The organism is Xanthomonas sp. NCPPB 2250, from assembly GCF_056725265.1.
Genome location: NZ_CM161520.1, coordinates 1,822,434 through 1,848,242, shown reverse-complemented (window position 1 = coordinate 1,848,242; position 25,809 = coordinate 1,822,434). Strand labels below are relative to the sequence as shown.

21 protein-coding genes are annotated in these 25,809 nt (G+C 71.4%); 11 read left to right on the top strand and 10 right to left on the bottom strand.

Going from position 1 to position 25,809, the window contains the following annotated elements:
- The first annotated feature begins 53 nt into the window (after positions 1 to 53).
- The 8 genes from aptA to AC1PMG_RS07650 all read left to right on the top strand — a co-directional run bounded on the left by aptA (position 54) and on the right by AC1PMG_RS07650 (position 12,555).
- The gene (gene aptA / locus AC1PMG_RS07685) at positions 54 to 1,442 is read left to right on the top strand and encodes an omega-aminotransferase AptA (RefSeq protein WP_425509304.1); all 1,389 of its coding nucleotides are present in this window, start codon (positions 54 to 56) and stop codon (positions 1,440 to 1,442) included.
- Between the two features lie 64 nt (positions 1,443 to 1,506).
- Positions 1,507 to 2,619 carry an alanine dehydrogenase gene (gene ald, locus AC1PMG_RS07680; protein ID WP_481111197.1) on the top strand — a complete coding sequence of 371 codons (1,113 nt, stop codon included), beginning with the start codon at positions 1,507 to 1,509 and terminating at the stop codon, positions 2,617 to 2,619.
- A gap of 26 nt (positions 2,620 to 2,645) precedes the next feature.
- Positions 2,646 to 4,154: a CoA-acylating methylmalonate-semialdehyde dehydrogenase gene (locus AC1PMG_RS07675; RefSeq protein ID WP_481111196.1), complete on the top strand. Its 1,509-nt coding sequence runs from the start codon at positions 2,646 to 2,648 to the stop codon at positions 4,152 to 4,154.
- 231 nt (positions 4,155 to 4,385) lie between these two features.
- Complete coding sequence (locus tag AC1PMG_RS07670; protein ID WP_481111195.1) at positions 4,386 to 4,700, top strand: EthD family reductase; 315 nt, start codon at positions 4,386 to 4,388, stop codon at positions 4,698 to 4,700.
- A gap of 148 nt (positions 4,701 to 4,848) precedes the next feature.
- Positions 4,849 to 5,700: a ParB N-terminal domain-containing protein gene (locus AC1PMG_RS07665; RefSeq protein WP_481111194.1), complete on the top strand. Its 852-nt coding sequence runs from the start codon at positions 4,849 to 4,851 to the stop codon at positions 5,698 to 5,700.
- Positions 5,701 to 5,791: 91 nt separating this feature from the next.
- A complete protein-coding gene (locus tag AC1PMG_RS07660) occupies positions 5,792 to 7,093 on the top strand; it encodes a DUF445 domain-containing protein (RefSeq protein WP_481111193.1) in 1,302 nt (433 codons plus the stop codon).
- 296 nt (positions 7,094 to 7,389) lie between these two features.
- Positions 7,390 to 11,466, top strand: coding sequence for a CHASE domain-containing hybrid sensor histidine kinase/response regulator (locus AC1PMG_RS07655; RefSeq protein ID WP_481111192.1), 4,077 nt, complete (start codon positions 7,390 to 7,392; stop codon positions 11,464 to 11,466).
- A gap of 45 nt (positions 11,467 to 11,511) precedes the next feature.
- Complete coding sequence (locus tag AC1PMG_RS07650; protein WP_481111191.1) at positions 11,512 to 12,555, top strand: response regulator; 1,044 nt, start codon at positions 11,512 to 11,514, stop codon at positions 12,553 to 12,555.
- 222 nt (positions 12,556 to 12,777) lie between these two features.
- Here the strand turns inward: AC1PMG_RS07650 and rlmKL are convergent, their stop codons facing one another.
- Together rlmKL and AC1PMG_RS07640 are read right to left on the bottom strand one after the other, a co-directional pair.
- The gene (gene rlmKL, locus AC1PMG_RS07645; RefSeq protein WP_481111190.1) at positions 12,778 to 14,952 is read right to left on the bottom strand and encodes a bifunctional 23S rRNA (guanine(2069)-N(7))-methyltransferase RlmK/23S rRNA (guanine(2445)-N(2))-methyltransferase RlmL; all 2,175 of its coding nucleotides are present in this window, start codon (positions 14,950 to 14,952) and stop codon (positions 12,778 to 12,780) included.
- Positions 14,953 to 15,283: 331 nt separating this feature from the next.
- Entirely contained in the window at positions 15,284 to 16,213 is a 930-nt protein-coding gene (locus AC1PMG_RS07640; RefSeq protein ID WP_481111189.1) for an AraC family transcriptional regulator, read from the bottom strand.
- An 89-nt stretch (positions 16,214 to 16,302) separates the two neighbouring features.
- On the opposite strand from AC1PMG_RS07640, the gene AC1PMG_RS07635 reads away from it, so the two are divergent.
- Positions 16,303 to 17,133, top strand: a complete 831-nt coding sequence (locus AC1PMG_RS07635; RefSeq protein ID WP_481111188.1) for an oxidoreductase — start codon at positions 16,303 to 16,305, stop codon at positions 17,131 to 17,133.
- A gap of 169 nt (positions 17,134 to 17,302) precedes the next feature.
- On the opposite strand, the gene AC1PMG_RS07630 is transcribed toward AC1PMG_RS07635, so the two are convergent.
- The 4 genes from AC1PMG_RS07630 to AC1PMG_RS07615 form a co-directional block, all read right to left on the bottom strand.
- Positions 17,303 to 18,916 (bottom strand): ABC-F family ATP-binding cassette domain-containing protein, encoded by a 1,614-nt coding sequence (locus tag AC1PMG_RS07630; RefSeq protein ID WP_481111187.1) that lies wholly within the window; start codon positions 18,914 to 18,916, stop codon positions 17,303 to 17,305.
- Positions 18,917 to 19,087: 171 nt separating this feature from the next.
- Positions 19,088 to 19,591 (bottom strand): GNAT family N-acetyltransferase, encoded by a 504-nt coding sequence (locus AC1PMG_RS07625; protein WP_481111637.1) that lies wholly within the window; start codon positions 19,589 to 19,591, stop codon positions 19,088 to 19,090.
- Between the two features lie 14 nt (positions 19,592 to 19,605).
- Positions 19,606 to 20,133 (bottom strand): alpha/beta fold hydrolase, encoded by a 528-nt coding sequence (locus tag AC1PMG_RS07620; RefSeq protein WP_152247317.1) that lies wholly within the window; start codon positions 20,131 to 20,133, stop codon positions 19,606 to 19,608.
- A complete protein-coding gene (locus tag AC1PMG_RS07615; protein ID WP_481111186.1) occupies positions 20,130 to 20,621 on the bottom strand; it encodes an MOSC domain-containing protein in 492 nt (163 codons plus the stop codon). Before AC1PMG_RS07615 ends, AC1PMG_RS07620 begins: the two co-directional genes overlap by 4 nt.
- A 22-nt stretch (positions 20,622 to 20,643) precedes the next feature.
- Here AC1PMG_RS07615 and AC1PMG_RS07610 point away from each other — a divergent pair, with 22 nt between their 5' ends.
- Positions 20,644 to 21,219, top strand: a complete 576-nt coding sequence (locus tag AC1PMG_RS07610) for an N-acetylmuramoyl-L-alanine amidase (protein WP_481111185.1) — start codon at positions 20,644 to 20,646, stop codon at positions 21,217 to 21,219.
- 160 nt (positions 21,220 to 21,379) lie between these two features.
- On the opposite strand, the gene AC1PMG_RS07605 is transcribed toward AC1PMG_RS07610, so the two are convergent.
- The 4 genes from AC1PMG_RS07605 to AC1PMG_RS07590 all read right to left on the bottom strand — a co-directional run bounded on the left by AC1PMG_RS07605 (position 21,380) and on the right by AC1PMG_RS07590 (position 24,866).
- Positions 21,380 to 22,315 (bottom strand): DUF1684 domain-containing protein, encoded by a 936-nt coding sequence (locus AC1PMG_RS07605; RefSeq protein WP_481111636.1) that lies wholly within the window; start codon positions 22,313 to 22,315, stop codon positions 21,380 to 21,382.
- A gap of 57 nt (positions 22,316 to 22,372) precedes the next feature.
- Entirely contained in the window at positions 22,373 to 23,254 is an 882-nt protein-coding gene (locus tag AC1PMG_RS07600) for a sulfurtransferase (protein WP_481111184.1), read from the bottom strand.
- A complete protein-coding gene (locus AC1PMG_RS07595) occupies positions 23,251 to 24,051 on the bottom strand; it encodes an NUDIX hydrolase (RefSeq protein ID WP_481111183.1) in 801 nt (266 codons plus the stop codon). The genes AC1PMG_RS07600 and AC1PMG_RS07595 overlap by 4 nt, the downstream gene beginning before the upstream one ends.
- A 113-nt stretch (positions 24,052 to 24,164) precedes the next feature.
- Positions 24,165 to 24,866, bottom strand: a complete 702-nt coding sequence (locus AC1PMG_RS07590) for an FKBP-type peptidyl-prolyl cis-trans isomerase N-terminal domain-containing protein (RefSeq protein ID WP_242159305.1) — start codon at positions 24,864 to 24,866, stop codon at positions 24,165 to 24,167.
- A 160-nt stretch (positions 24,867 to 25,026) separates the two neighbouring features.
- Between AC1PMG_RS07590 and AC1PMG_RS07585 the strand changes: the two genes are divergently transcribed.
- Entirely contained in the window at positions 25,027 to 25,809 is a 783-nt protein-coding gene (locus AC1PMG_RS07585) for an enoyl-CoA hydratase/isomerase family protein (RefSeq protein WP_481111182.1), read from the top strand.

The window sequence follows — 25,809 nt, the reverse complement described above, 5'->3', positions numbered from 1 at the left end:
CGGGTCACACCCGGCGCAGCGGCATGGTGTAAAGTTTTTTCAACATCCCTCGCGTGGAGCCTGCGATGCGCCCTCAGCCGCCCCTCTCGTCCCAGGCGCTGTCCGATCACTACGCCGCGCAGGCCACCCGCGCGCCGGACACGCTGGAGGCGTTCTGGATGCCGTTCACCGCCAACCGCCAGTTCAAGGCGCGGCCGCGGCTGCTGGCCTCGGCCGAGGGCATGCACTACCGCAGCGTGGACGGGCGCCAGATCCTCGACGGCACCGCCGGGCTGTGGTGCTGCAACGCCGGCCACGCGCGGCCGCGCATCGTCGAGGCGGTGGCACGGCAGATCGCCACGCTGGATTTCGCGCCGACCTTCCAGATGGGCTCGCCGCTGCCGTTCGTGCTGGCCGAGCGGCTGGTGGAACTGGCGCCGCCGGGCCTGGACCACGTCTTCTACACCAACTCCGGCTCCGAGTCGGTGGACACCGCGCTGAAGATCGCGCTGGCCTATCACCGCGCCCGCGGCGAGGGCCAGCGCACCCGCTTCATCGGCCGCGAAAAGGGCTACCACGGGGTCGGATTCGGCGGTATCTCGGTGGGCGGCCTGCCGAACAACCGCAAGGCATTCGGCCCGCTGCTGCCGGGCGTGGACCATCTGCGGCACACGCTCGACCTGGAGCGCAACGCGTTCTCGCGCGGCCTGCCGACGCATGGCGCCGAACTGGCCGAGGACCTGGAGCGGCTGGTCACCCTGCACGACGCTTCCACCATCGCCGCGGTGATCATCGAGCCGATCTCCGGCTCTGCCGGGGTGGTGCTGCCGCCGCACGGCTACCTGCAGCGCATCCGCGAACTGTGCGACAAGCACGGCATCCTGCTGATCTTCGACGAGGTCATCACCGGCTACGGCCGCGTCGGCCACGCCTTCGCCGCGCAGCGCTTCGGCGTGACCCCGGACATGATCACCACAGCCAAGGGGCTGACCAACGGCTGCGTGCCGATGGGCGCGGTGTTCGTGTCCCACGCCATCCACGAGGCGTTCGCGCACGGCCCGGCCAACGCCATCGACCTGTTCCACGGCTACACCTACTCCGGCCATCCGCTGGCCTGCGCCGCCGCGCTGGCGACGCTGGACACCTATGCCGAGGAACAGTTGTTCGACAAGGCGATCGAACTGGGCCCGGTGTGGGAGGAGGCCATCCACCGGCTGCGCGATCTGCCGCACGTCATCGACATCCGCAATTTCGGCCTGATCGGCGCGATCGAACTGGCGCCGCGCAAGGGCGCGCCCGGCGCGCGTGCCTACGAGATCTTCGAGCGCTGCTTCCACGAAGGCGACCTGCTGATCCGCGTCACCGGCGACACCATCGCGCTGTCGCCGCCGCTGATCGTGGAAGCCACGCACATCGAGCGCATCTTCGCGGTGCTGGCGGACATGATCCGCAGCACACCCTGATCCTTCCCTCACCCAACCCACCGCCCGCGCTCCCCACGCGCTGCGTCTGCCTGGAGAACCGCTCATGCTGGTCGGCGTTCCGAAAGAGATCAAGAACCACGAGTACCGGATCGGGCTGACCCCGTCCGGGGTCCGCGAACTGGTGGTGCAGGGCCACCAGGTGCTGGTGCAGCGCGGCGGCGGCCAGTCCATCGGTCTGACCGATGCCGAGTACGAGCGCGCTGGCGCACGCATCGCCGAGGATGCGGCCAGCGTGTTCGCGCAGGCCGAGATGATCGTCAAGGTCAAGGAACCGCAGCCGGAGGAATGCGCGATGCTGCGCCCCGGGCAATTGCTGTTCACCTATCTGCACCTGGCGCCGGATCCGCAGCAGGCGGCGGCGCTGCAGCGCTCCGGCTGCACCGCCATCGCCTACGAGACCGTCACCGATGGCCACGGCGGCCTGCCGCTGCTGGCGCCGATGAGCGAGGTCGCCGGGCGCATGGCGATCCAGGCCGGCGCGCATGCGCTGGAGAAGGCGCAGGGCGGCTCCGGCGTGTTGCTCGGCGGCGTGCCCGGGGTCAAGCCGGCGCAGGTGCTGGTGATCGGCGGCGGCGTGGTCGGCATCAACGCCGCGCGCATGGCGATGGGCCTGCACGCGCGCGTGACCGTGCTGGACCGCTCGCTGGAGCGGCTCAAGTACCTGGACGAGCTCTACGGCCAGCAACTGACCACGCTGTACTCCACCCGCGATGCGATCGAGCAGTGCCTGCCGCACACCGACCTGGTGATCGGCGCGGTGCTGATCCCCGGCGCGGCCGCGCCCAAGCTGGTGTCGCGCGACCAACTGGCGCTGCTGCGGCCCGGCTCGGTGTTGGTGGACGTGGCGATCGACCAGGGCGGCTGCTTCGAGACCAGCCGCCCGACCACGCACCAGCAGCCGACCTACGAGGTCGACGGCATCGTGCATTACTGCGTGGCCAACATGCCCGGCGGCGTGGCCCGCACCTCCACCTTCGCCCTGACCAACGCCACCCTGCCGTTCGTGCTGCTGCTGGCCGAACACGGACTGCAGGCGCTGCGCGACGACCAGGACCTGCGCAACGGCCTCAACGTGCATGCCGGCAAGCTCACCCACCGCGCGGTGGCGCAAGCGCTGGGCCAGGAGTTCGTGCGGCCGCTGGACGCGCTGGGCTGACCCTGTCCATCCGAGGATCGAGCACGATGCGCGACACCCTGTCCCACTACATCGACGGCCAGCCCGTCGCCTTCCGCGGCGACGACCACGCCGAGGTCTTCGACCCGGCCACAGGCGTCGTCCAGCGCCACGTGCCGCTGGGCGCCGCGCATGCGGTGGAGATGGCGGTGCGCGCCGCCAGTGCGGCCTTCCCCGGATGGGCGGCGACGCCGCCGCTGCAGCGCGCGCGGGTGCTGTTCCGCTTCCGCGAGCTGCTGGAACGCAATGCCGATGCACTGGCACGCTGCATCAGCGCCGAGCACGGCAAGACCGTGACCGACGCGCGCGGCGAAGTGGTCCGCGGCATGGAGGTGGTGGAGTTCGCCTGCGGCATCCCGCACCTGCTCAAGGGCGAGCATTCGCACGACGTCGGCCGCGGCGTGGACGCCTGGAGCGAATACGCGCCGCTGGGCGTGGTGGCCGGCGTCACCCCGTTCAACTTCCCGGCGATGGTGCCGCTGTGGATGCTGCCGGTGGCATTGGCCTGCGGCAACAGCTTCGTGCTCAAGCCCTCCGAACACGCGCCCTCGGCGTCGCTGCTCCTGGCCGAATGGCTGCACGAGGCCGGATTGCCGGCCGGCGTGTGCAACGTGGTGCACGGCGCCAAGCCGGCAGTGGACGCGCTGCTGGCGCACCCGCAGGTGCAGGCGCTCAGCTTCGTCGGCTCCACCGCGGTGGCCGCCGACCTGTACGCGCGCGGCAGTGCGCTGGGCAAGCGCGTGCAGGCGCTGGGCGGGGCCAAGAATCACCTGGTGGTGCTGCCCGACGCCGACCTGGACGATGTCGCCGACGCCCTGCTCGGGGCCGGCTACGGCTCGGCCGGCGAACGCTGCATGGCGATCTCGGTGGCGGTGTGCATGGGCGACGCGCTGGCCGATGCGCTGGTGGCCAAGCTGGCGCCGCGCGTGGCCGCGCTGCGCCTGGGCGCGGGCCAGGCCGACGTCGGCCGCGACGAGCCGGACATGGGCCCGCTGGTCAGCGCCGCGCACCGGGAGCGCGTGCTCGGCTACATCCACAGCGGCGTGGCCGAGGGCGCGCGCCTGGTTGTGGACGGCCGCCCTGCGGGTGCGCCCGACCACCTGCAGGGCTTCTTCCTCGGCGGCAGCCTGTTCGACCACGTGCGCAGCGACATGCGCATCTACCGCGAAGAGATCTTCGGCCCGGTGCTGTGCGTGGTGCGGGTGGCCGACGCCGCCGCCGCGTTGCGCCTGATCGCCGACCACGACTACGGCAACGGCGCGGCGGTGTTCACCCGCGACGGCGGCGCGGCGCGCGCGTTCGCGCGGCAGGTGCAGGCCGGCATGGTCGGCATCAACGTGCCGATCCCGGTGCCGATGGCCTTCCACAGCTTCGGCGGCTGGAAGCGCTCGCTGTTCGGGCCGCTGCACGTGCACGGCCCGGACGGGGTGCGCTTCTACACCCGGCTCAAGACCGTCACCGCGCGCTGGCCCGAGGCCGCGGCCGGCGCCGAGTTCACGATGCCGACGATGCGGTAAAGGGCTGGGAATGGGGAATCGGGATTGGGGAATCGCAAAAGCGCCGCGGTGCGCGCATCGGGCAGCCGGGCAACCGCACCCATTGCTCTTGCTGTTGCGATTCCCCAATCCCGATTCCCCATTCCCGGCCCTGCGCCCACCGCAACGCAACACACGCCGGCCGGGGGCCGGGTGTAGCCTTGCGCCACCCCGGCGCCCGGCCGGGTCCACCGCCGCCACAGGAGCCGCTCCATGATCAAGGTCAGCGTGATGTACCCGTACACGCCAGGCGCCCGTTTCGACCATGCCTACTACCGCGACACGCACATGCCGCTGGTGCAGGCGCGCATGGGCGCGGCCTGCCTGCGCTACACCGTGGACAAGGGCCTGTCCGGCGGCACCCCCGGCAGCGACCCGACCTACGTCGGCATGTGCCACATCTTCAGCGACTCGGTGGAGTCCTTCCAGGCCGGCTTCGGCCCGCATGCGGAGGAGATCCTCGGCGACATCAGCAACTACACCGACCTGACGCCGGTGATGCAGATCAGTGAGGTGGTTGTGGGGTAAGGCTCGCTGCGCGAGCCGGGATTGGGCATTCGGGATTGGGGATTGGCAACAGCACGCAGATTTGCGCATTTGCGAATCCCGAATCCGCCAATCCCCAATCCCGGCCCTCTACAATGCCGCCCCCGTCGCCACGCCGCACTGCCCGTTGATGAACATCGTTGTCAAAGAAGACCTCAAGGCCTACATCGATCCGCTGACCGCCGACGAATACGCTGCCCTGGAACGCAGCCTGCTGGCCGAGGGCTGCCGCGACGCGCTGGTGCTGTGGGGCGACATCCTGGTCGACGGGCACAACCGCTACGGCATCTGCCAGAAGCACGGCCTGCCGTTCCAGACCGTGCAGAACACCCGCTTCCAGTCGCTGCAGGACGTGCACCTGTGGATGATCGACCAGCATCTGGGCCGGCGCAGCGTCTCCGACTTCCAGCGTGGTGTGCTGGCGCTGCGCAAGCGCGAGATCCTCGCCGAGCGGCGCGCCAGCGCCGCCGCCGCGGACACCCCCGCTGCCGACGTCGCCGACACCGACCGTGCCGCCGCCGATTCCGCCGATGCCGTCAACGACGCCGATACGCCGCCCTGGGCGGACGCGCCGGCACCGCTGAGCCGCGCCGAGCTGGCGCGCGTGGCGCGGCTCAGCAACAGCCAGGTGGTGCAGATCGAGAAGATCCAGAAGCAGGCCGCGGCCGAGGTGGTGGAAGCGGTCAAGTCCGGTGCGATCTCGATCAATGCCGCCGCGGCGGTAGCCAGCCTGCCCGAGGAGGAACAGCGCGCCGCGGCGATGGCCGGCAAGGACGAACTGAAGCAGGCCGCCAAGCGCGCCCGCGAGTCCAAGCGCAAGCCCAAACCGACGCCGCCGGCCGCCGCCGAGGACGCGGCGTCCGCAGCGGACGCCGAGGGCGACGCCACGCTGGCGTTGCGCCAGCGCGTGGCCGAACTCGAGGCCGAGAACCAGGCGCTGCGCGAGGAAGTGGCGGCGCTGCGCGCTCAGTTGCCGGGCTGATCCACGCGTACAGGCCATCCGTGCCGCGGCCGGATGACCTCGGCGCCGCTCATGCAACCGCACTCACCGCGCACTGCGTAGACTCGGCCGCATGAGCGTGTCTTCCGGCCCTGCCCTGCCCCCCGATCCGCGCCGCGCGCAGCTGCGGCGCATGAAGCTGCTGGCGGCGCTGTTGCTGCTGGCGATGCTGTGCGGCTTCCTGCTCAGCCATGCCATGGGCCTGCACGGGGTGTGGGCCTGGGTCGGCGCGTTCTGCGAAGCGGCCACGGTCGGCGCGCTGGCGGACTGGTTCGCGGTGGTGGCGCTGTTCCGGCATCCGCTGGGCCTGCCGATTCCGCACACCGCGATCATCCCGCACGGCAAGGCCCGCATCGCCGACAGCCTGGCGGTGTTCGTGCGCGATCAGTTCCTGGAACCGGGCGCGCTGCTGGCCAAGCTCAGCGCGTTCGATCCCGCGGCGCGGCTGGGCCAGTGGCTGGCCGAGCCGGCGCAATCCGCACGGCTGGCCGATCTGGCCCGCGGCTGGGCGTTGCAGGCGCTGGACCTGCTGGACGAAGCCGCGGTGCGGCGCCGCATCCATGGTTTCGTGGTGGCGCGGCTGCGCGACTGGGACGCCGCCGCCACCGCCGGCGAACTGCTCGGCCTGCTCACCGCCGACGGCCGCCACCACGCACTGCTCGACGAAGCGCTGACCCGGCTCGGCCGGCACCTGGACGATGCCGCGGTCAAGCAGCGGGTGTCGGCAATGATCGTCAAGTACGCGCGGCGCGAATGGCCCAAGCTGGTCGGCACCGTGGAATGGGTGAAGCCGGTGGAAGGCATCGCCGACACCCTCGCCGAGCGCCTGGCGCACGCGCTGCTGGAGGAACTGCAGGAGGTGCTGTCGCAGCCGCAGCATCCGCTGCGCCAGGACTACGAGCGCTGGCTCGGCGGTTACGTGCAGCGGCTGCGCGCCGATCCCGCCACCGCCGAGAAAGTGCAGGCGCTGAAGCAGCGGCTGATCGACCACCCCGGCGTGCAGGAGTACGTGCAGGGCCTGTGGGATCAGATCCACGGCGCGCTGCGCGAGGACCTGTCGCGCCAGGACGGCGCGCTGGTGCAGCACCTGCAGCGCGCCCTCGGCGCGCTCGGCCAGTCGCTGGCGCAGGATCCCGCCCTGCGCGAGGCGCTCAACCAGCACCTGCTCGGCGGTGCCGAGCGGCTGACCCAGCGCCTGCGCAGCGGCGTCACCGAGCACATCGCGCAGACCGTGAAGGGCTGGGACGAACGCCACCTGGTCGAGCAACTGGAGCTGAGCGTGGGCCGCGACCTGCAGTACATCCGTTTCAACGGCACTCTGGTCGGCGGATTGATCGGGCTGGCACTGCACGCTGCCGTCACGCTGCTTGGCTGAGCGTGCATGGCAAGGATGCACTGCGCCGCTGGAGCGGCCGGCCCGCTGCCGACGCATGATGCGACGCACGCACCCCACGACGGACCGCCGACCCGCGGCACCCGGTGCCACCCACGCAGCAAGGTGTAGACACGCCTCGACTCTTTGCACCGAAGGGCTGGCGCGACAGCCACGCCCGCGCTAGCGTTGGGGGACGACCTGCGGGGCCTGCGTCGCCGCTGTGAACGCCATCCCGCAACCGGTCGGGGGAAGCCGATGCGCGTGCCGAACGCGCGTTCGCCAGAGGAAGGGGGAGCATGTCGAAGAAACGCCGGACACCCATCGCCGGCCCTGCGCGGCTTGCGCGGCTCGCCGCCCTGGCCGTGCTGGCCGTCGGGCTGCTCGCCGCGCTGCTGATCGCGCATGGCGTGCAGCAGCGCAACCGCGCGCAGGCGCAGGCGCGCTTCCAGCAACTGGCCTCGCACGTGGCCAACGATCTGCGACAACGCCTGGACATGTACGAGCACGGCCTGCGCGGCGCGCGCGGTGCGGTGATCGCGGCCGGTGGCGACCGCATCTCGCGCGAGCGCTTCGCCCGCTACAGCGCCTCGCGCGACTACCTGCGCGAGTTCCCGGGGGTGCGCGGCTTCGGCTACATCCAGCGGGTGCCGCGCGCCGACGAGGCGACGTTCCTGCAGCAGGCCCGCGCCGACGGCGCACCGTCGCTGCAGATCAGTGAGCTGGGGCCGCACGACGGCGATCGCTTCGTCATCGTCTACATCCAGCCGACGCAGTCCAACACGCCGGCACAGGGCTTCGACATCGCCTCCGAACCGGCGCGACGCGACGCGGCGATCGCCGCCGCGCACTCGGGCAAGCCCACCATCACCGCGCCGATCCGCCTGGTGCAGCGGCCGGGGCTGGGCAAGAGCGGCTTTCTGCTGTTGTTGCCGGTGTATCGCGAAGGCCTGCCGCTGCAGACCCCGGAACAGCGCTGGCAGGCCACCACCGGCTGGGCGTACGCGCCGCTGAGCATCGCCGAGGTACTGGCCTCCTCCGACGACCACCGCAGCGAACTGCATCTGAGCCTGGCCGACAGCCAGACCCCGGCGCAGCCGTTCTATCGCGACAACGCCACACCGATCCTGGCCGGAGGCCCCACCGCCGAACGCACCCTGGCGGTCTATGGACGCCAGTGGCGCATCGATGCACACGCCACGCCGGGCTTCGTGCGCGCGCTCGACCAGACCTCGCCGCTGTTCGCCGGCGCCCTGGCCGCCGGCATCGCGCTGTTGCTCGCCACCCTGCTGTACGTGTTCCTGACCAGCCTGCGCCGCCGCGACCTGATCCTCAGCGAACAGAGCCAGCTGGCCGCCCTGGTCGCCGGCACCAGCGAAGCGATCGTCGCCGAAGACCTGAGCGGCCGCGTGACCCACTGGAATCCCGCGGCCACGCGCATCTTCGGCTACACCCCGGAGCAGGCCATCGGCCAGCCGCTGCAGCGGTTGCTGGGCGCGCACGTCCGCGATCCCATCGACAGCGGCGACGGCGTCCGCGAACTGCGCCACCGCGATGGTCACACCGTCAGCGTCCTGGCCAGCGTCTCGCCGATCGCCGGCACCCGCGGCGGCACCATCGGCCATTCGCACCTGCTGCACGACGTCACCGAACAGGTGCGCGCGCAGGCGCGGGTGCTGGAGCTCAACGCCACGCTGGAGCAGCAGGTGGCCGAGCGCACCAGCGAACTGGTGACCTATTCGGCGCTGCAGCGCGCGATCCTGGCCAATGCCGGCTACGCGATCGTCGCCACCGATCCGGACGGCGTCATCACCCTGTTCAATCCGGCCGCCGAACTGCTGCTCGGCTACGCCGCGCACGAGTTGATCGGGCGCAAGGCCACGGGCCTGTTCCTGGACCCGGAACAGCTGAGCGCACGCGCCGAGCGCATGGCCGCGCAATCGGGCATGCCGGTGCAGCCCTCGTTCGAGTCGGTGGCCGCGCTGTCCACGCTGGGACGCAGCGACACCCGCGAGTGGACCTACCTGAGCAAGGATGGCCACGCCTTCCCGGTCTTGCTCACCCTGAGCACGCTGCGCGACGACGACGACCGGGTGATCGGCTACCTCGGCATCGCGGTCGATCTGACCGAGCAGAAGCGGCGCGAGCGCGAGCTGCGCCTGGCGATCGACGCGGCCGAAAGCGCCAACCAGTCCAAGAGCGATTTCCTGGCCAACATGAGCCACGAGATCCGCACGCCGATGAACGCGATCCTGGGCATGCTCTACCTGCTGCGGCACAGCGCGCTGTCGCAGGCGGCGCAGGACATGATCCAGAAGATCGAGCTGTCCGCACGCAACCTGCTGGAGATCATCAACGACATCCTCGACTTCTCCAAGATCGAGTCCGGACGCATCGACCTGGAATCGGCGCCGTTCGATCTCAACGAGTTGCTGGAGAACATCGCCGCGCTGATGACCTCGGCGACCAGCGCCAAGCCGGTGGAGATGATCGTCGAGCCGCTGCCGCCGGGCTGCCGCTGGCTGCGCGGCGACGCGCTGCGCCTGAACCAGGTGCTGATCAACCTGGTGGGCAACGCCATCAAGTTCACCGAACAGGGGGAGGTGGCACTGTCGGTGCGCGCCTTCCCCGGCGCCGAACCCGGCAAGCTCAAGCTGCTGTTCTCGGTGCGCGACACCGGCATCGGCATCCCGCGCGAGAAACAGAGCCTGATCTTCTCGCCGTTCCTGCAGGCCGACACCTCCACCAGCCGCCGCTATGGCGGCAGCGGCCTGGGCCTGACCATCAGCCGGCGCCTGGTGGAGCTGATGGGCGGGCAATTGGAAGTGCAGAGCGCCCCCGGCCAGGGCAGCGATTTCTACTTCGTCATTCCGTTCGCGGTGGCGCCGGCACCGGCCGCCGACGCCGAACCGGCGCAGGCGCGGCGGGTGCTGATCGCCGACGACCACGACCTGGTCAGACGCAGCCTGACCGACATCGCCAACGGCTTCGGCTGGCAGGTGGAAGCGGTGTCCAGCGGCACCGCCGCGTTGGCCGCGGCCGCGCCGGAACGGGCCGAATTCGACGTCATCCTGCTGGACTGGCGCATGCCCGACCTGGACGGGTTGAGCGTGGCCCAGCGCATCCGCGCGCAATCGGCGCCGGACCGGCAGCCCATCATCGTCATGGTCACCGCCTACGAGCGGCGCATGATCCAGGAGCAGCAGCCTGGCGTCGCCGACGTGGATGCGGTGATGACCAAGCCGGTCACCGCCTCGGCCCTGCAGCGCACCATCGCCATGCTGCTGGCGCGCCGCAACGGCGAGCTGCCCGCGCCAGCGCACGGCGACGGCGTCGCACGCCTGGCCGGGGCCCGCTTGCTGGTGGTCGACGACAGCGACATCAACCGCGAGGTCGCGCAGCGCATCCTCGAAGGCGAAGGCGCGCTGGTCGACCTGGCGCAGGACGGCGCGCAGGCGCTGCAGCGGCTACGCCGCGATCCCGGCCGCTTCCACGTCGTGCTGATGGACGTGCAGATGCCGACCATGGACGGCTACGAAGCCACCCGGCAGCTGCGTGCCGATCCGGACCTGGCCGCCGTGCCGGTGATCGCCCTCACCGCCGGCGCCTATCGCCAGCAGCAGGAGATGGCGCTGTCCAGCGGCATGAACGACTTCATCGCCAAACCGTTCCAGGTCGAGGACCTGATCGCGATCATCCGTCGGTTCCTGCCGCCGGACCTGACCGCGCTGCCACTGCTGCCGCTGGCGGTGCCACCGTCGGCGCTGCCGGCGGACGAGTGGCCGGTCAGCGACCCTGCGTTGCTCGACACCGTCCAGGCGCAGCGGCTCTGGGGCGAGCGCGATCCGTATCGGCGCTATCTGCTGAAGCTGTTGCAGGAACATCCGGACCCGGCGGCCAGCGTCCGCACCCTGCTGGAAACGCGACGGCCCGCCGAGGCCGTCTCGCTGGTGCACAAGTTGCGCGGCTCGGCCGGATCGCTGGCCTTGCCGGCGTTGAGCATCGCCAGCGCCGCCCTGGAAGAACGCTTGAGCACGGCGCCGACGCAGGCCGACGCCGAGATCGCCGCGCTGGCCGCGGCGATGGCCGACACCGCTGCCGAAGTGCTGCGCTTCGCCGACGCGACCCAGGTTGCGACGCCACCTGCGGCAGCGAACATCGCCGCGGTCGATCCGGCGACGCTGCAGGCCTCCTGGTATCAGGTGCTGCAGGTGCTGGACAGCGACGATCCGGACCGCATCGACCGCACGCTGCGGCAACTCGCGCCGGTCCTGCCGGCGGCGCAGGCCGCCGAACTGCAGCAGTTGCTGGAGAATTTTTCCTTCCGCGAAGCCGAGGCTCAAGTCAGGCGATGGCTGGCCGATGCACGCGATTGAGAGAGCGCCGCCCGCGCGGCGGCGCGTGTCCGACGGGAACCCACCATGACCCAGCCTTGCATCCTCTGTGTCGATGACGAACCCAGCAACCTGGCGCTGATCCGCCAGCTCCTGCGCGAGGACTATGCGCTGGTGTTCGCCAAGAACGGCGCCGAAGCCCTGCGCGGGGTGGCCAAGCACCGCCCGGCGCTGATCCTGCTGGACGTCGACCTGCCCGACATCGACGGCTACACCCTCGCCCGTACCCTCAAGGAAGACGTGCGCAGCGCGGCGATCCCGATCATCTTCGTCACCGGCAAGGACAAGGACACCGACGAGAGCATCGGGTTCGACGCCGGCGGCGTCGACTACATCACCAAACCCTACTCGCCGAGCATCCTGCGCGCACGGGTGCGCACCCACCTGTCGCTGGTCAGCGCCACCAGCCTGGCCGACAGCCACCGCGACGCGATCGAGATGCTGGGCATGGCCGGCCACTACAGCGACTCGGACACCGGCACGCATATCTGGCGCATGGCCGCCTACGCCCGCGCGCTCGCGCTGGCCGCCGGCTGGTCGTGCGAGGACGCCGACCTGCTGGAGCAGGCCGCGCCGATGCACGACACCGGCAAGATCGGCATCCCCGATGCGGTGCTGAAGAAGCCCGGGCCGCTGGACGCCGCCGAGTGGCAGGTCATGAAGCGGCACCCGCGGATCGGCTACGACATCCTCAGCCGCAGCAACGCGCCGCTGTTCCGGCTCGCCGCCGAGGTCTCCCTGTACCACCACGAGCACTGGGACGGCGGCGGTTACCCGGCCGGCGTTTCAGGCACGCAGATTCCCGAATCGGCACGGATCGTGGCGCTGGCCGACGTGTTCGATGCGCTCACCTCGCCGCGCCCGTACAAGGACGCCTGGCCGCTGGAACAGGCCATGGCGCTGTTCCGCGACAAGGCCGGCAGCCAGTTCGAGCCGCGCCTGGTGCAGTTGTTCGAGGCGATCCTGCCGCAGATCCTGCAGATCCAGGCGTACTGGAACGAGCGCGAGACCGAGGATGACCCGCCGCCACGCGGCAAGGCGCAGGCCGCGCTGGGGCAACACGGCGGTTGATACAAGCCCCTCTCCCCCCGGGAGACGGGGTTTGGGTGAGGGGACGGCGCGAGGCGACGCGCAGAGATCGAGGACACGCGCCTTCGCCCGTACCCTCACCCGCCCCTTCGAGCACCTTCTCCCGGATGGAGAAGGAACAGCGCACTACGCTCCGCGACGGGCGTGACCGGTCACGCCCATCGCGGCTGAAGCCGCTCCTACAAAAAAACAGGGCACCGCTTCTCAACGCCGCTGCAGGCGCCAGGCGCGGTGGATGCGCGGGTTGCGCTCGAAATCGACGTCGATGGTCTGCGCGCTGATCTCCTCGCACACCGCGAATTCGGCCAGCGCGTTCTCGTCCAGCTTGAAGCGGCGGAAGTTGTTGGAGAAGTACAGCACGCCCTCGGGCATCAGCCGCGCCACCGCCGCGCGCAACAGCCGCACGTGCTCGCGCTGGATGTCGAAATCCTCGGCGCGCGCGGAGTTGGAGAAGGTCGGCGGGTCGCAGAAGATAACGTCGTAGCGGTTCTTCTCGGCCTCCAGCCAGCTCAGCGCGTCGGCCTGCACCAGCCGGTGCTGCGCGCCGCCCTTGCCGTTGAAGGCCAGGTTGTCGGCGCACCACTGCAAATAGGTGCCGGACAGGTCCACGCTGGTGGTGGAATCGGCGCCGGCCACCGCCGCCTGCACGCTGGCCACACCGGTGTAGCAGAACAGGTTGAGGAAACGCTTGCCGCGCGCCTGTTGCGCCATCACCCCGCGCAGCGGGCGGTGGTCGAGGAACAGCCCGGTATCCAGGTAGTCGAACAGGTTCACCCGCAGCAACGCGTCGTGCTCGCGCACCACCAGGAACTCGCCGCGCTGCTCGAAACGGCCGTACTTGCTGCCGCCCTTGCCGCGTTCGCGGGTCTTCAACGCCACCTGCTCGGCCGGCACCGCGAACACCTCGCGCGCCGCCGCCAGCAGTTCGTTGCGGCGGCGGCGCACGTCCACATCGGGAATGCTGTCCGGCGCCGCGTACTCCTGCACGTGCAGGAAGGTGCGTGCCTGGCCGCCGTCTTCCTCGTACACGTCGATCGCCGCCGCGTACTCGGGCAGGTCGGCATCGTAGGCGCGGTAGCAGCCGATCCGCTCGCGCGTGCGCCAGGTCTTGAACTTGCGCAGGTTCTTGCGCAGGCGGTTGGCGACCATCTGCGCGCCGTCGCTGAGCGCGCGCGGCTCCTCCGTGGCGCCGGCACGCGGCGCGACCGCGATCGGGTCGCAGACGATCAACGGGCACTCCAGCGCGCCGTTGAACATCTGGTACTTCTTGGCCGCGCGCAGGCCGGTGGCGTAGGCCAGTTCGTCGCTGCCGCACAGCAGGCTGGCGCGCCACTGCGGCACCGCGCGCTTGAGCGCATCGCCCAGGCGCCGGTACAGCGCCGCATCGGCGGCCAGGCGCTCGTCGTAGGGGGGATTGCACACCACCGTGCCCAACGCCTGCGCCGGCGCAGGCAATGCCGCGACGTCGTGCGCGGCGAAGGCGATCGCCTCGACCACGCCGGCCGCCAGCGCGTTCTCGCGCGCCGCGCGCAGCGCATGCGGGTCGATGTCGCTGCCGTACAGCACCGGCCGCAACGCGGCGCGACCGACCTGGGCGCGCTGCCGCGCCTCGGCCAGCAGCGTCCGCCAGGCCGCCACATCGAACCCCAGCCAGCGGCTCGGCGCGGCATCGGCATCGGTGTCGCCGCGCTGCTGCGCCGCCAGTTCGCCGCGCAGCAGGCCCGGCGCGACATCGGCGGCCATCAGCGCGCCTTCGATCAGCAGCGTGCCGCTGCCGCACATCGGATCCAGCAGCCCGCCGCCCTGCGCATACAGCGCCGGCCACTGCCCGCGCAGCAGTACCGCCGCGGCCAGGTTCTCCTTCAGCGGCGCCTCGTTCTGCGCCTGGCGCCAGCCGCGCCGGTGCAGCGAGCCGCCGCCCAGATCCACCGACAGCGTCGCGCGCCCCTTGCGCAGCGACAGGTTCAGGCGCAGGTCCGGGTGCTCCACGTCCACCGACGGTCGCTCCAGGCCCTCGCCGCGCAGCGTGTCCACCACCGCGTCCTTGACCCGCTGGGCGGCGAAGCGCGCATGGGTGATGCCGGTGCCGGACACATGCGCGTCCACCGCCAGGGTGTGCTGCGGCGCCAGATGGCTGCGCCACGGCAGCGCGGCCACGCCGGCGTACAGCGCCGCCTCGTCGGGGCAGTCGAAGGACTGCAACGGCCACAGCACCCGGCTGGCCAGGCGCGACCACAGCACCGCGCGCTGCGCGTCCTGCAGGCTGCCTTCGGCATTGACCCCGGCGACGGTGGCGGTGGCCTGCGCCGCGCCGAGCGCGAGCAGTTCATCGACAAGCAGGTATTCCAGGCCCTTGGCGCAGGAGACGAAGAATTTCACGGAAGGCGGACCAGGACGGACGGGAGGGAGGCACGGCGGACGCCGCGCGCGTGGCGCATCGCCGGCGCCGGATCCGGCGTTGCCGCGGCCGCGGCCGCGGATCGGGGATGAGCACGCGAACGCACCGCACCGGAACGGCGCGCAGAATACCACAGGGCCTGCGCGGCACTCCGGCGCCGTGCGCGGCGACAGCCCTCACCGCCCTCGCCTGGCTGGCGCAGCAATGCCGGCCTGCCGGCGCGCGCGTCAGCGTGCGACCGGCCTGGCGCCGTGGCGGGTACAGACGATGCTGCGGACACGCCCGGCATCGCCGCGGCGCGCGACGCAGCGCTCAATGCGAGGCCACGAATCCGGCCCCGGGCATGGCCGGCGGCACCGCGAACTCGGCACGCATGCGCCGTGCTTCGGCCATCGGCGGCCGGCCGAACAGGCGCTTGAACTCGCGGGCGAACTGCGACGCGCTCTCGTAGCCGACCGCGTGACCGGCGGCCGCGGCGGTCATGCCCTCGCGCGCCATCAGCAGCCGCGCCTGGTGCAGGCGGATCGACTTCAGATACTGCATCGGCGCGACCTGGGTCACCGCCTTGAAATGCGCATGGAACGAGGGCGTGCTCATCCCCGCCTCGCGCGCCAGCCGCGCGACATCGAGCCGTCGGGCGTGATCGCGGTGGATGCGCTGCAGGGCACGACCGATGCGGCCGAAGTGGCCTTGCTGCGTCAAGGCCGCGCGCAGCCCGTGGCCTTGCGGCCCGGTCAGCACGCGGAAGTACAGCTCGCGCACGAGCGCGCGGCCGAGGATCGTCGCGTCCAGCGGGCGGCTCAGTGCCTGCAGCAGGCGCTGCACGGTCTGTCGCATGGTGTCGTCCATCGGGCTGGACAGCATGCTCGCCGGCGCCTGCGCCAGCGGCACCGGACCGGCCTGGTCGAGCTCGACCAGCAGGCCGGCCGCGAGCTGGAAGTCCAGGTGCAGGTACAGCGCCAGCAATGGCCGCTCCGCGCTGCCATCGGACTGCATGGTGAAGGGCACCGGGACGGCGACGGACAGATAGTGCTGCTCGTCGTAGACGAACACCGACGCGCCGAAATGGCCGCGCTTGGCGCCCTGGCAGACGATGACGATGCCCGGGTCGTACAGCACCGGCGTATCGGTCAGCGGCCGGTCCGAACGCAGCACGCGGACATCCGGCAAGGCGGTCAGGTTGTAGCCCTCCTGCGGTGCCAGGGCACGCAGCAGGTCCACGGAACTGGCGGCAACAGTCATAGGAACAGTCAAGGATTGCAGAGGTCGCGGCATCGGCGCGGCGCGTCGATCATCGCATCATTCGCCGCTCATCCCCTCAGGAGCGTGCCATGACGCAGCAGAAAACCTTGCTCATCACCGGCGTCAGCAGCGGCTTCGGCCGCGCGCTGGCTCAAGCGGCGCTGGCGGCCGGGCATCGGGTCGTCGGCACCGTGCGCAGCGCGCAGGCACGGCGGGAGTTCGAGGCGCTCGGCGCCGGGGCGGTCGCCCGCGTGCTGGACGTCACCGACGTCGAGGCCATTCCCGGCCTCGTCGCCGAGCTCGAAGCCACGGTCGGGCCGCTGGACGTGCTGGTCAACAATGCCGGCTACGGCCACGAGGGCATCCTGGAGGAATCGCCGCTGGCGGACCTGCGCCGCCAACTCGAGGTCAACGTGGTCGGCGCCGTGGCGATGATGCAGGCGGTCCTGCCCTACATGCGGCAGCGACGTCGCGGGCACATCGTCAACATCACCTCGATGGGCGGCTTCATCACCATGCCCGGCATCGCCTACTACTGCGGCAGTAAGTTCGCGCTGGAGGGCATCTCCGAGGCACTGGGACAGGAGGTCGCCACGCTGGGCATCCACGTGACGGCGGTGGCGCCCGGGTCGTTCCGCACCGACTGGGCGGGCCGTTCGATGGTCAGGACGCCACGCAGCATCGCCGACTACGACGCGCTGTTCGATCCGATCCGCGACGCCCGCCAGGCCAAGAGCGGCCGTCAGCTCGGCGACCCGGCCAAGGCCGCCCAGGCCATGCTGGCGTTGATCGACGCGCCTGCACCACCTGCACATCTGTTGTTGGGGAGCGACGCGCTGGGCCTGGTGCGCGACAAGCTCGACCGCCTGACGACCGACATCGCCGCGTGGGAGGCGGTGAGCCGTTCCACCGATGCCTGAGCGGCGGCCATCGCGCCGCCCTGCGACGCGCCACGTCGACCGCGGCACGGATCGATGAAGGCTGCAGGTTGCGCAGACCATCGCGGCGAGGGCACTGACGCTGTCGGTGCCCTCCCCGCTCGCCGCCCAGCACCCGGCGGCCGCCCCCGTCGACGGCAGCGTACGCCGCTCACCACGGCGTCAGCCGCCACGCCTCGGCATCGGCCTGCAAGCGCTGCTGCAGGCACAGCGTGTCCAGGAAGTCCGCATCGTGCGAGACCACCAGCAGCGCGCCGGGATACTGCAGCAGCACCGCGCGCAGTGCGTCGCGGGCTTCGCGGTCCAGGTGGTTGTCCGGCTCGTCCAGCAACAGCAGTTCGGCCGGCGGCGTGCGGTAGAAGGCGCAGGCCAGCGCGGTCTTCAGCCGTTCGCCGCCGCTGAGCTGGCCGCAGGGCACGCCGATGCGCTGCGCGTCCAGGCCGAGCAAGGCCAATCGCGTGCGCAAGTCGGCGAGTGCGATGCCGGGCGCTGCGGCCTGCACCTGCGCCAGCGCGGTGGCCGCCGGGTCCAGCGACACCAGCGACTGATCCAGGTAGGCGCTGGCGGCGCGCACCCGGCAACTGCCGGACAGCGCCGCCACCTGCCCTGCTAGCGCGCGCAGCAGGGTCGACTTGCCGCTGCCGTTGGCCCCGACCACGCCGATCCGTGCGCCGCCCTGCACCACCAGATCCAGCGGCTGCCGCGTCGCCGGCGCGAACGGCAGCCGCAGCGCCTGCAGTTCGACCAGGCGCCGGGTGGCCGCATCGGCCGGCGGCGGCGCGAACAGCGCCACCGGCGCGTCGGGCTGTACCTGGCGCGCGGCCTCGGCGATCCGCGCCAGGCTGCGCGCCTGCGTGGCCTGATGATCGCGCACGCGCTTGCCGGCGCTGTCCTGGCTGCGCTGCTTCTGCCGGCCGAGCAGGATCGGCGCCTGGTTGGCCGCGCCGGCCTGCTGCCGCCCGCGCGCACTGCGCCGCTGCTGTCGATCGTGCTGCGCCTGCCAGGCGGCGTTGTCGCGCGCGTGCTGCAGCTTGTGCTGCGCCAGTTCGGCCTGCGCGGCCTCGCGCTCGCGCGTCCGGCACCGCAGGTAGAACGCGTAATCGCCGCCATAGTCGCGCAGCCCGCCTGGCGACAGTTCCAGCGTGCGCTGCATGTCCTGCAGCAGCAGCGCATCGTGGCTGATCACCAGCAGGCCGCCCGGCCAGCGCTGCAGCGCCTCGCGCAGGCGCTGCCGCTGCGCCGCGTCCAGGTGCAGGGTCGGCTCGTCCAGGATCAGCGCATCGGCATCGGCCAGCCAGGCACCGACCAGCGCCACCCGCATCGCTTCGCCGCCGCTGAGCGTGGCTGCCAGGCGGTGCGGCTCCAGCGCGCCGAGGTCGTGCGCGTGCAGCTGCGCCTGCAGGCGCTGGGCGATGTCCCAGCGTTCGCCGAGCGCGTCGAAATCGGCCACGTCGGCACTGCCTGCCTCGATCCGCGCCAGCGCCCGCAACGCCGCGCCCACGCCGGCCAGGTCGGCGACGGTGGCATGCGGCGCCGGCGCGATCTGCTGCGGCACGTAATGCAGGCGGCCGTGGCGCACGCAGCGTCCGGCGCTGGGCGTCAGTTCGCCGGCGAGCAGGCGTGCGAACACGCTCTTGCCGACGCCGTTGCGGCCGACCAGGCCGGTGCGGCGCGCATCGAGCGCGAAGTGCAGATCGGAGAACAGGATCCTGCCGTCGGGCAGGACATGGGTCGCGCTGTCCAGCGCAAGCAGCGGATGCGTCATGGGAACCTCCATGGATGCCGGTCGTGCCCGCCGATCGCTCGGCAGGAAGGACGAAGGCCGTCGCGAAGACGGCGGCATCAATGGCGCATCGGCGTGGTTCCTCGATCGGGGTGGACGCGGAACGATGCTAACGCACCCCGACCGCGACGGGCCACGGTGCGCCGCGCTGGCTCAGGCCGCGGACAGGAACGCCGGGTGGTAGGCCACCTCGGCCATCGGCGGCAGGCGCTCGCCGAAAGCCAGCGCCTGGAAGGCCTCGACCGGCGCACCCGGCAGCGTCAGCCCAGGTTCCGGGCGGAAGCCGAAACGCGCGTAGTAGGCCGGGTCGCCCAGCACCACGCAGCCGGCCGCGCCCAGCGCCTGCAACTGCGCCAGCGCCTCGCGCACCAGGCGCGTGCCCAGGCCCTGGCGCTGGTGGCCCGGCCCCACCGACAGCGGTCCCAGCCCGTACCAGCCGCGGCTGTCGTCGGACAGGCTCACTGGCGACACCGCGACATGGCCGACGATGTAGCCCTCGTGCTCGATCACCAGCGACAGGGTCAGCGCGCCGTCCGCGCGCAGCCGTTCGATGATGTCCTGCTCGTCGTGGCGGCTGTGCGCGACGCGGAAGAAGGCGACCAGGGTCAGCGCCTCGATCGCCGCCGCGTCGGCCGGCCGCTCGGCGCGCAACAGCATGTCGTCGGATGCGCTCACAGGCGCTCCAGCAGCTCGGCGAAGGCCTGCGCCGAGGTCGCCACGTGCTCGCCCAGGCGGTGCGTGTCGTCGACCAGCAACAACCGCGCGGCACGCGCCTGCGCCCAGGCGATCACTTCACTGGCGGGAATCAGTTCGTCGCGCCAGGCATGCACCACCGAGGTCGGCACCGGTGCCGCATCCAGCGCCGGCATGTGCCCCATCCGCGTCGGCGGCACCATCAGGAACAGGCCGCGCACCGGCACGTGCAGCGACACCTGCGCGGCGATGTAGGCGCCGAGGCTGGAACCGGCCAGTACGACCGGCCCGCGCTGCGCCGCCGCCTGCGCCAGTTCCAGCAGGCGCTGCAGGCGCGTCGGCACGTCGCCCAGCGGGCTGATGTCGCGGCGCGCATCCAGGTCGGTGTAGTCCGGGCGCGAATGGCTCCAGCCCAGGCGTTCCGCCACCTCGGCCAATGCGGTCACCTTGATCGCGTCCGGCCCGCTCTCGAAGCCGTGCGAGAGGATGCAGTGGCCGCGGCTCACAGCGCCACCACCGCATCGCCCAGCCGCAGCGTGCCGCCCTGCACGATGCGTGCGCACAGGCCGCCGTGGCCGCGCATGGCGTTGTAGCCGCCGGGCCCCAGCGCCTGCTCCATGCGCGAGCACGGATCGCACGGCGCGATGCCTTCCAGCTCGACGTCGCCGATGCGGAAGCGGCGCCCCTTCAGTGCGATCAGCGGAATGCCCGAGACCACCACGTTGCGCCGCAGGGTCGCCGGCGCCACCGCCGCATGCCCGGCCAGCGCGGCGATCGCCGGCAAGTGTTCGGCCTGGATCAGGGTCACGCCGCGCTTGCCGTTGCGGCCGGCGTAGCGATCGCCGTGCAGGCCGCCATCGGTCTGCGCCGCAGCGGCGTCGACGGCGTGCATCGGCACGTCGCGCGCCGGGCGCAGGCCGATCCATTCCACGCGTCCGGCGCGCGGCAGTGTGGCCAGCAGGGTCGCCAGCGGGCTTTCGGAATTCAGGGTCATCGGCGAATGCTAGCATCCGCGCATGCCGCCCACCTCGCCGTTGCCGATCCACGATGCGCCCCTGCCCTACGTCGGACTGCTGGAGGAGCGCGCGCCGGACAGCATCACGCTGGCGGTGATCCACTGCACCGAGCTGCCGGACCTGGCCAGCGCGCGCCTGTATGGCGAACGCGTGCTGTATCCGTCGGGCACCGGCAACAGCGGCCATTTCTACATCGACCGCGACGGCAGCGTGCACCGCTACGTGCCGCTGCAGCGGATCGCGCACCACGTGCGCGGCTACAACCGGCAATCGCTGGGCATCGAACTGGTCAACCGCGGGCGCTATCCGCTGTGGCTGGATTCGCGCCACCAGGCGATGACGGAGGACTACTCGCCAGCGCAAGTGCAGGCGCTGATCCGGCTGCTGCAGCAGTTGCGCGCGGAACTGCCGCAGCTGCACCACATCGCCGGACACGACGCGCTGGACCGCAGCCTGGAACCGGCCAGCGACGATCCGACGCGGCAGGTGCAGCGCAAGCTGGATCCGGGTCCGCGCTTCCCATGGCCGCAGGTGCTGGAGGCGGTGGCGCTGGCGCCGTATGCGCCGCCTGTGTGATCGCGCTGGAGGTGGATTGGAACGGTCGATCCGGGCCGCGATGGAGTAGCAGACAGCGCCGCATTCGCACGCTCCCCGTAGGAGCGGCTTCAGCCGCGACGGCTTCACCGGGAACCGCCCGTCGCGGCTGAAGCCGCTCCTACGGAAATTCCACGCGCGCTCAGTGCACGCCGACGTAGTTCTTCTCGCCCGCGGTCACCGCCACGTCCAGGCGATTGCCGACCGGCGCCAGCGGACACACCACGTGCGGGGTGAACGCGCACGGCGGGTTCTGCGCCAGGTTGAAATCCAGCACGATGCGGCCACCCTGCGGCGCCGGCACGAACAGATAGCGGGCGCCGCCATAGCTCTCGCGGCCGCTGGTGCGATCGGAGAACGGCAGGAACAGACGCTGGCCGGCGCCGTCGCGCAGCACCTGCAGGCGGTAGCGCCGCCCCTGCAGCACGAAGTCGGCGCTGCCGACCAGGGCCAGCGGCTGCGGCGTGCCGATCGAGGTGAGCAGCACCATCGCACGCGGCGCCGGCACCGGGTGCCAGTCGGCCACCACCCGCCACTGCGGATCGATCGGGAAGTAGTCGATGCCGCGGAAGCGCGCGCGCGCCGGCGCCTGCGGATCCCGGAAGCGCCAGCCAAACAGGTTGCCGGTGCGCACCACGTAGAACTCCTGCGCCCCCAGCATCACCCGGGTCTCGGTGCCGTGCGCCGCGTCGGTCTCCAGGCGGCCGCCGGCGAACGGCTGGCTGTTCACCTGCACCGGCGCGTCCGCTGCGGGCTGGAACTGCACGCCCTCCTGCGGATCCACCTGCAGCACGCCCAGATGCGCCGGACCGGCCGGCAACTGCACATCGTTGTCGGGTGCGCTGCCGACCCGGTGCAGGCCGCTGTGCAGGCGGCCAGAGCCGGTATAGCTCAACCAGCCGGACGGCGCCCGCAACGTCGCCAGGCGCTGCGCGCGGCCACGCTGCACCGCCTCGCGATAGTGCGTGGCCGATTGCGCGCGCGGCGAGGCGTCGGCGCCATCGGCCGCCGCGCGGCGGTCGCCGCAGGCGGCCAGGCCCAGCAGCATCGCCAGCCCGCAGGCCTCACGCCAGCGCATGGTGCCGCCCCTGTCGCGTGCCATCGTGCATGCGTTCCGTGTGGACCGGCGCCGGCCCTAGCCGATGGCGCGCGGCCGTGCCGGATCGGCGATCCAGCCGCTCCAGGAGCCGGCATACACGCGCGCGCCGTGCAGGCCGGCATGCTCCAGCGCCAACAGCAGATGGCAGGCGGTGACGCCGGAGCCGCACATCAGCACCACCTCGCGCGGATCGCGCCCCTGCAGCAGCGGCTGCAGTTCCGCGCGCAATTCCTGCGCCGGGCGCAGGCGGCCGTCGCGCAGGTTCTGCGCCAGCGGCCGGTTGAGCGCGCCGGGCACGTGCCCGGGCAGCGGGTCGATCGGCTCCACCTCGCCACGGAAGCGCTCGCCGGGGCGCGCATCCAGCAACCAGCCCGGCGCCTCGTGCAGGCGCGCGGCCACCTCCTCGGCGGAGACGATGCGCGCCGCATCGAACGCCTGCGGATACGGCGGCAGCGGCGACGGCGCGGAGGCCGCGTCGGTTTCCGGCAGGCCGAGCCGGCGCCATTCGGCCAGGCCGCCGTCGAGCACGGCGACCCGGCGATGGCCGAGCAGGCCCAGCATCCACCACAGGCGGGCAGCGGCCATGCTGCCGTCGCCAGCGTCGTACACCACCACCTGGCGCTGCGGGCCGATGCCCCATTGGCCGAGCGTGCGCGCGAAGGCCGCGTCGTCCGGCAGCGGATGCCGGCCCAGGCCGGGACGGCCGAGATCGGACAGATCCGCGTTCAGATCGGCGTACACCGCGCCGGGCAGGTGCGATTGCGCATAGGCCTCGCGCGCGGCCGCCGCCGCAGCAGGATCGAGCAGCGCCGCCGGCACGAACCGCGCATCGACCAGGCGCAGCGTGGGATCGCCGAGCGCCGCGGCCAGCGTCGGCGCCTCGACCAGGGTGTGCCATTCGGGGGACGTTGCGGTCATGCGGCTTGCTCCAGTCGGCGACGCAGGTTGAGCAGGATCGCCGCGGTCGCGCCCCAGATCCGCTGGCCGGGCCAGCCGTACTCCAGCACGACGCGCGGGCGTCCGCGGTAATCGGTCTCGATGCTGCGCAGGTTGTCGGGCGCCATCAGGTAGGCCAGCGGCACCTCGAACACCTCGGCCACCTCGCCCGGATGCGGCTGCGGCACGAAGCGCGGATCGATCGCCGCGACCACCGGCATCACCCGGAAGCCGCTGATGGTGACGAACGGATCCAGGTAGCCCAGCGGCTCGGCCTGGGTCGCCGCCAGCGCGATCTCCTCCTCGCTCTCGCGCAGCGCCGCGGCCACCGCATCGGCGTCGCTGGCCTCGATGCGGCCGCCGGGAAAGCTGACCTGGCCGCCGTGGTGACGCAGGCTGTCGGTGCGCCGGGTCAGCAGCACGTGGGTGCCATCGGCACGCGGCACCAGGCCGGCCAGCACCGCCGCTTCCACCGGCGCGCCGTCCGGCAGCAGATCCTGCAGTTCGTGGTGGTTCCAGCCCGGCCCCGCCGGCGGCTGCTGCAGCGGGTGCAGTGCGCGCAGCAGGTGCGCGCGTTCGGCCAAACGCTGCCCCGGCGACGGCGACCAGCCGCGGCCCGGCAGGACCTCGTCCATGTAGCGGCGGCGTTCGGCGTCGCTCATGCCGCGCCAGCGTGCGATCTCGTCGCCGCTGCGCAGGCAGCCGGCGCAATAACCCTGCGCATCGAGACGGCAGAGACCGATGCAGGGCGTGAGCAGGGCATGCGGAACGGGATCCATCGGATTCGACACCTTGCCAGCCTAGCGCGATTCGTCGGCGCCGTCGTTGCCTGCCAAAAAAAATTGCGCCGGCATCGCTGCCGGCGCAATCGTCGTGCACTGGAACGGCGTGCTTACTTGACGCTGACCAGCTTGATCTCGAACTGCACCGCCACGTTCGGCGGGAACGGCGTACGCGGGTCGGCACCGTAGGCCTTGTCCGGCGGCAGGGTCACTTCCCACTTGGAGCCGGCCGGCATCTGCAGCAGCGTGTCGCGCATGGCCTGCATCTCGACTTCGCTGACCTTGATCGCCGGGATCTGCTGCGCCGGACGCGCCTGCGCCGGACGCTGGCCGAACGGGTACGGACCGGCCACTTCCAGCTGCACGGTGCTGGCCTGGGTCGGCTTGGCACCCTTGCCGGCCTCGATCACGCGGTACTGCACGCCGCTCGGCAGCGTCTGCACGCCAGCCTTGGCCTTGTTCTGGGCCATGAACTGGTCGCTCTTGGTCTTGTTCTCGGCAGCGGCCTTCTCGTAGTCGGCCTTGGCCTGCTGGGCGCGGGCCTGCTCGCGCTTCTGGAACGCTTCCACCGCCGGCTTCAGCTGGTCGGCGCTGACCGCCGGCTGCTTCTTGGCGTAGGCGTCCTGCAAGCCCTTCACCACCGCATTGATATCGAGCTGCTCGCCGCGGCCGGTGAGTTCGGCAAGGTTGTTGCCGTAGTCGTAGCCGAAGTAATAGCTCAGCTTGCCCTTCTCGGACGAGGTGTCCTGGGCGAACGCATTGCCGCTCAGGGCGAGGGCCGCGACAGCGACCGCAATAGAACGCAACTTCATCAAACAATTCTCCAGGGTGGTGGCACAGGGCGGCCCGTGCCGCCTGAGATGACGCGTTAGGATAGCCGCCGCGGCGCATAACCGCTACCGACGACGCTGCTCTGACTGGTACGGCCCGCCCAGAGTTCCCATTACTTTTTTTTAACAACCAGGAATGCACATGTCCGGCACGCCGGTCCTCGCCGATACCCAGGGTGCGATCCGCATCCTCACCGTGAATCGAGCCGACAAGCTCAACGCCTTGAATCGCCAGGTTTTGCAGGCGCTGGATGCGGCCTTCGCCGCGGCCGCGGACGACCCGCAGATCCGCGTGGTGGTGCTGACCGGCGCCGGCGAGAAAGCCTTCGTGGCCGGCGCCGACATCGCCGAAATGAACGAACTGACACCGGTGCAGGGCCGCGATTTCTCGCAACTGGGCCAGCGCCTGATGCGCCGGATCGAGCGCATGCCCAAGCCGGTGCTGGCGATGGTCAACGGCTTCGCCCTCGGCGGCGGGCTGGAACTGGCGATGGCCTGCCACCTGCGCGTGGCCGCCGAGGGCGCGCGCCTGGGCCAGCCGGAGATCAATCTCGGGCTGATTCCCGGCTTCGGCGGCACCCAGCGCCTGCTGCGGCTGATCGGCCGCCCCGCGGCGCTGGAACTGTGCCTGCTCGGCGCGCCGATCGACGCGGCGCGCGCACTGCAGTTGGGCCTGGTCAACCGCGTGGTCGCCGCCGGCGAACTGCAGGCGACCACGCTGAAATTGGCGCAGCAACTGGCCGATGCCGCGCCGCTGGCGCTGCGCGGCATCCTCGACGCGATCCAGATCGGTGGCGAAAGCGCGATCGAACAGGGGCTGGAGTACGAAACCGCGCAATTCGGCCTGCTGTTCTCCAGCGAGGACATGCGCGAAGGCACCCGCGCCTTCCTGGAGCGGCGCCCGCCGCAGTTCCGCAACCGCTGA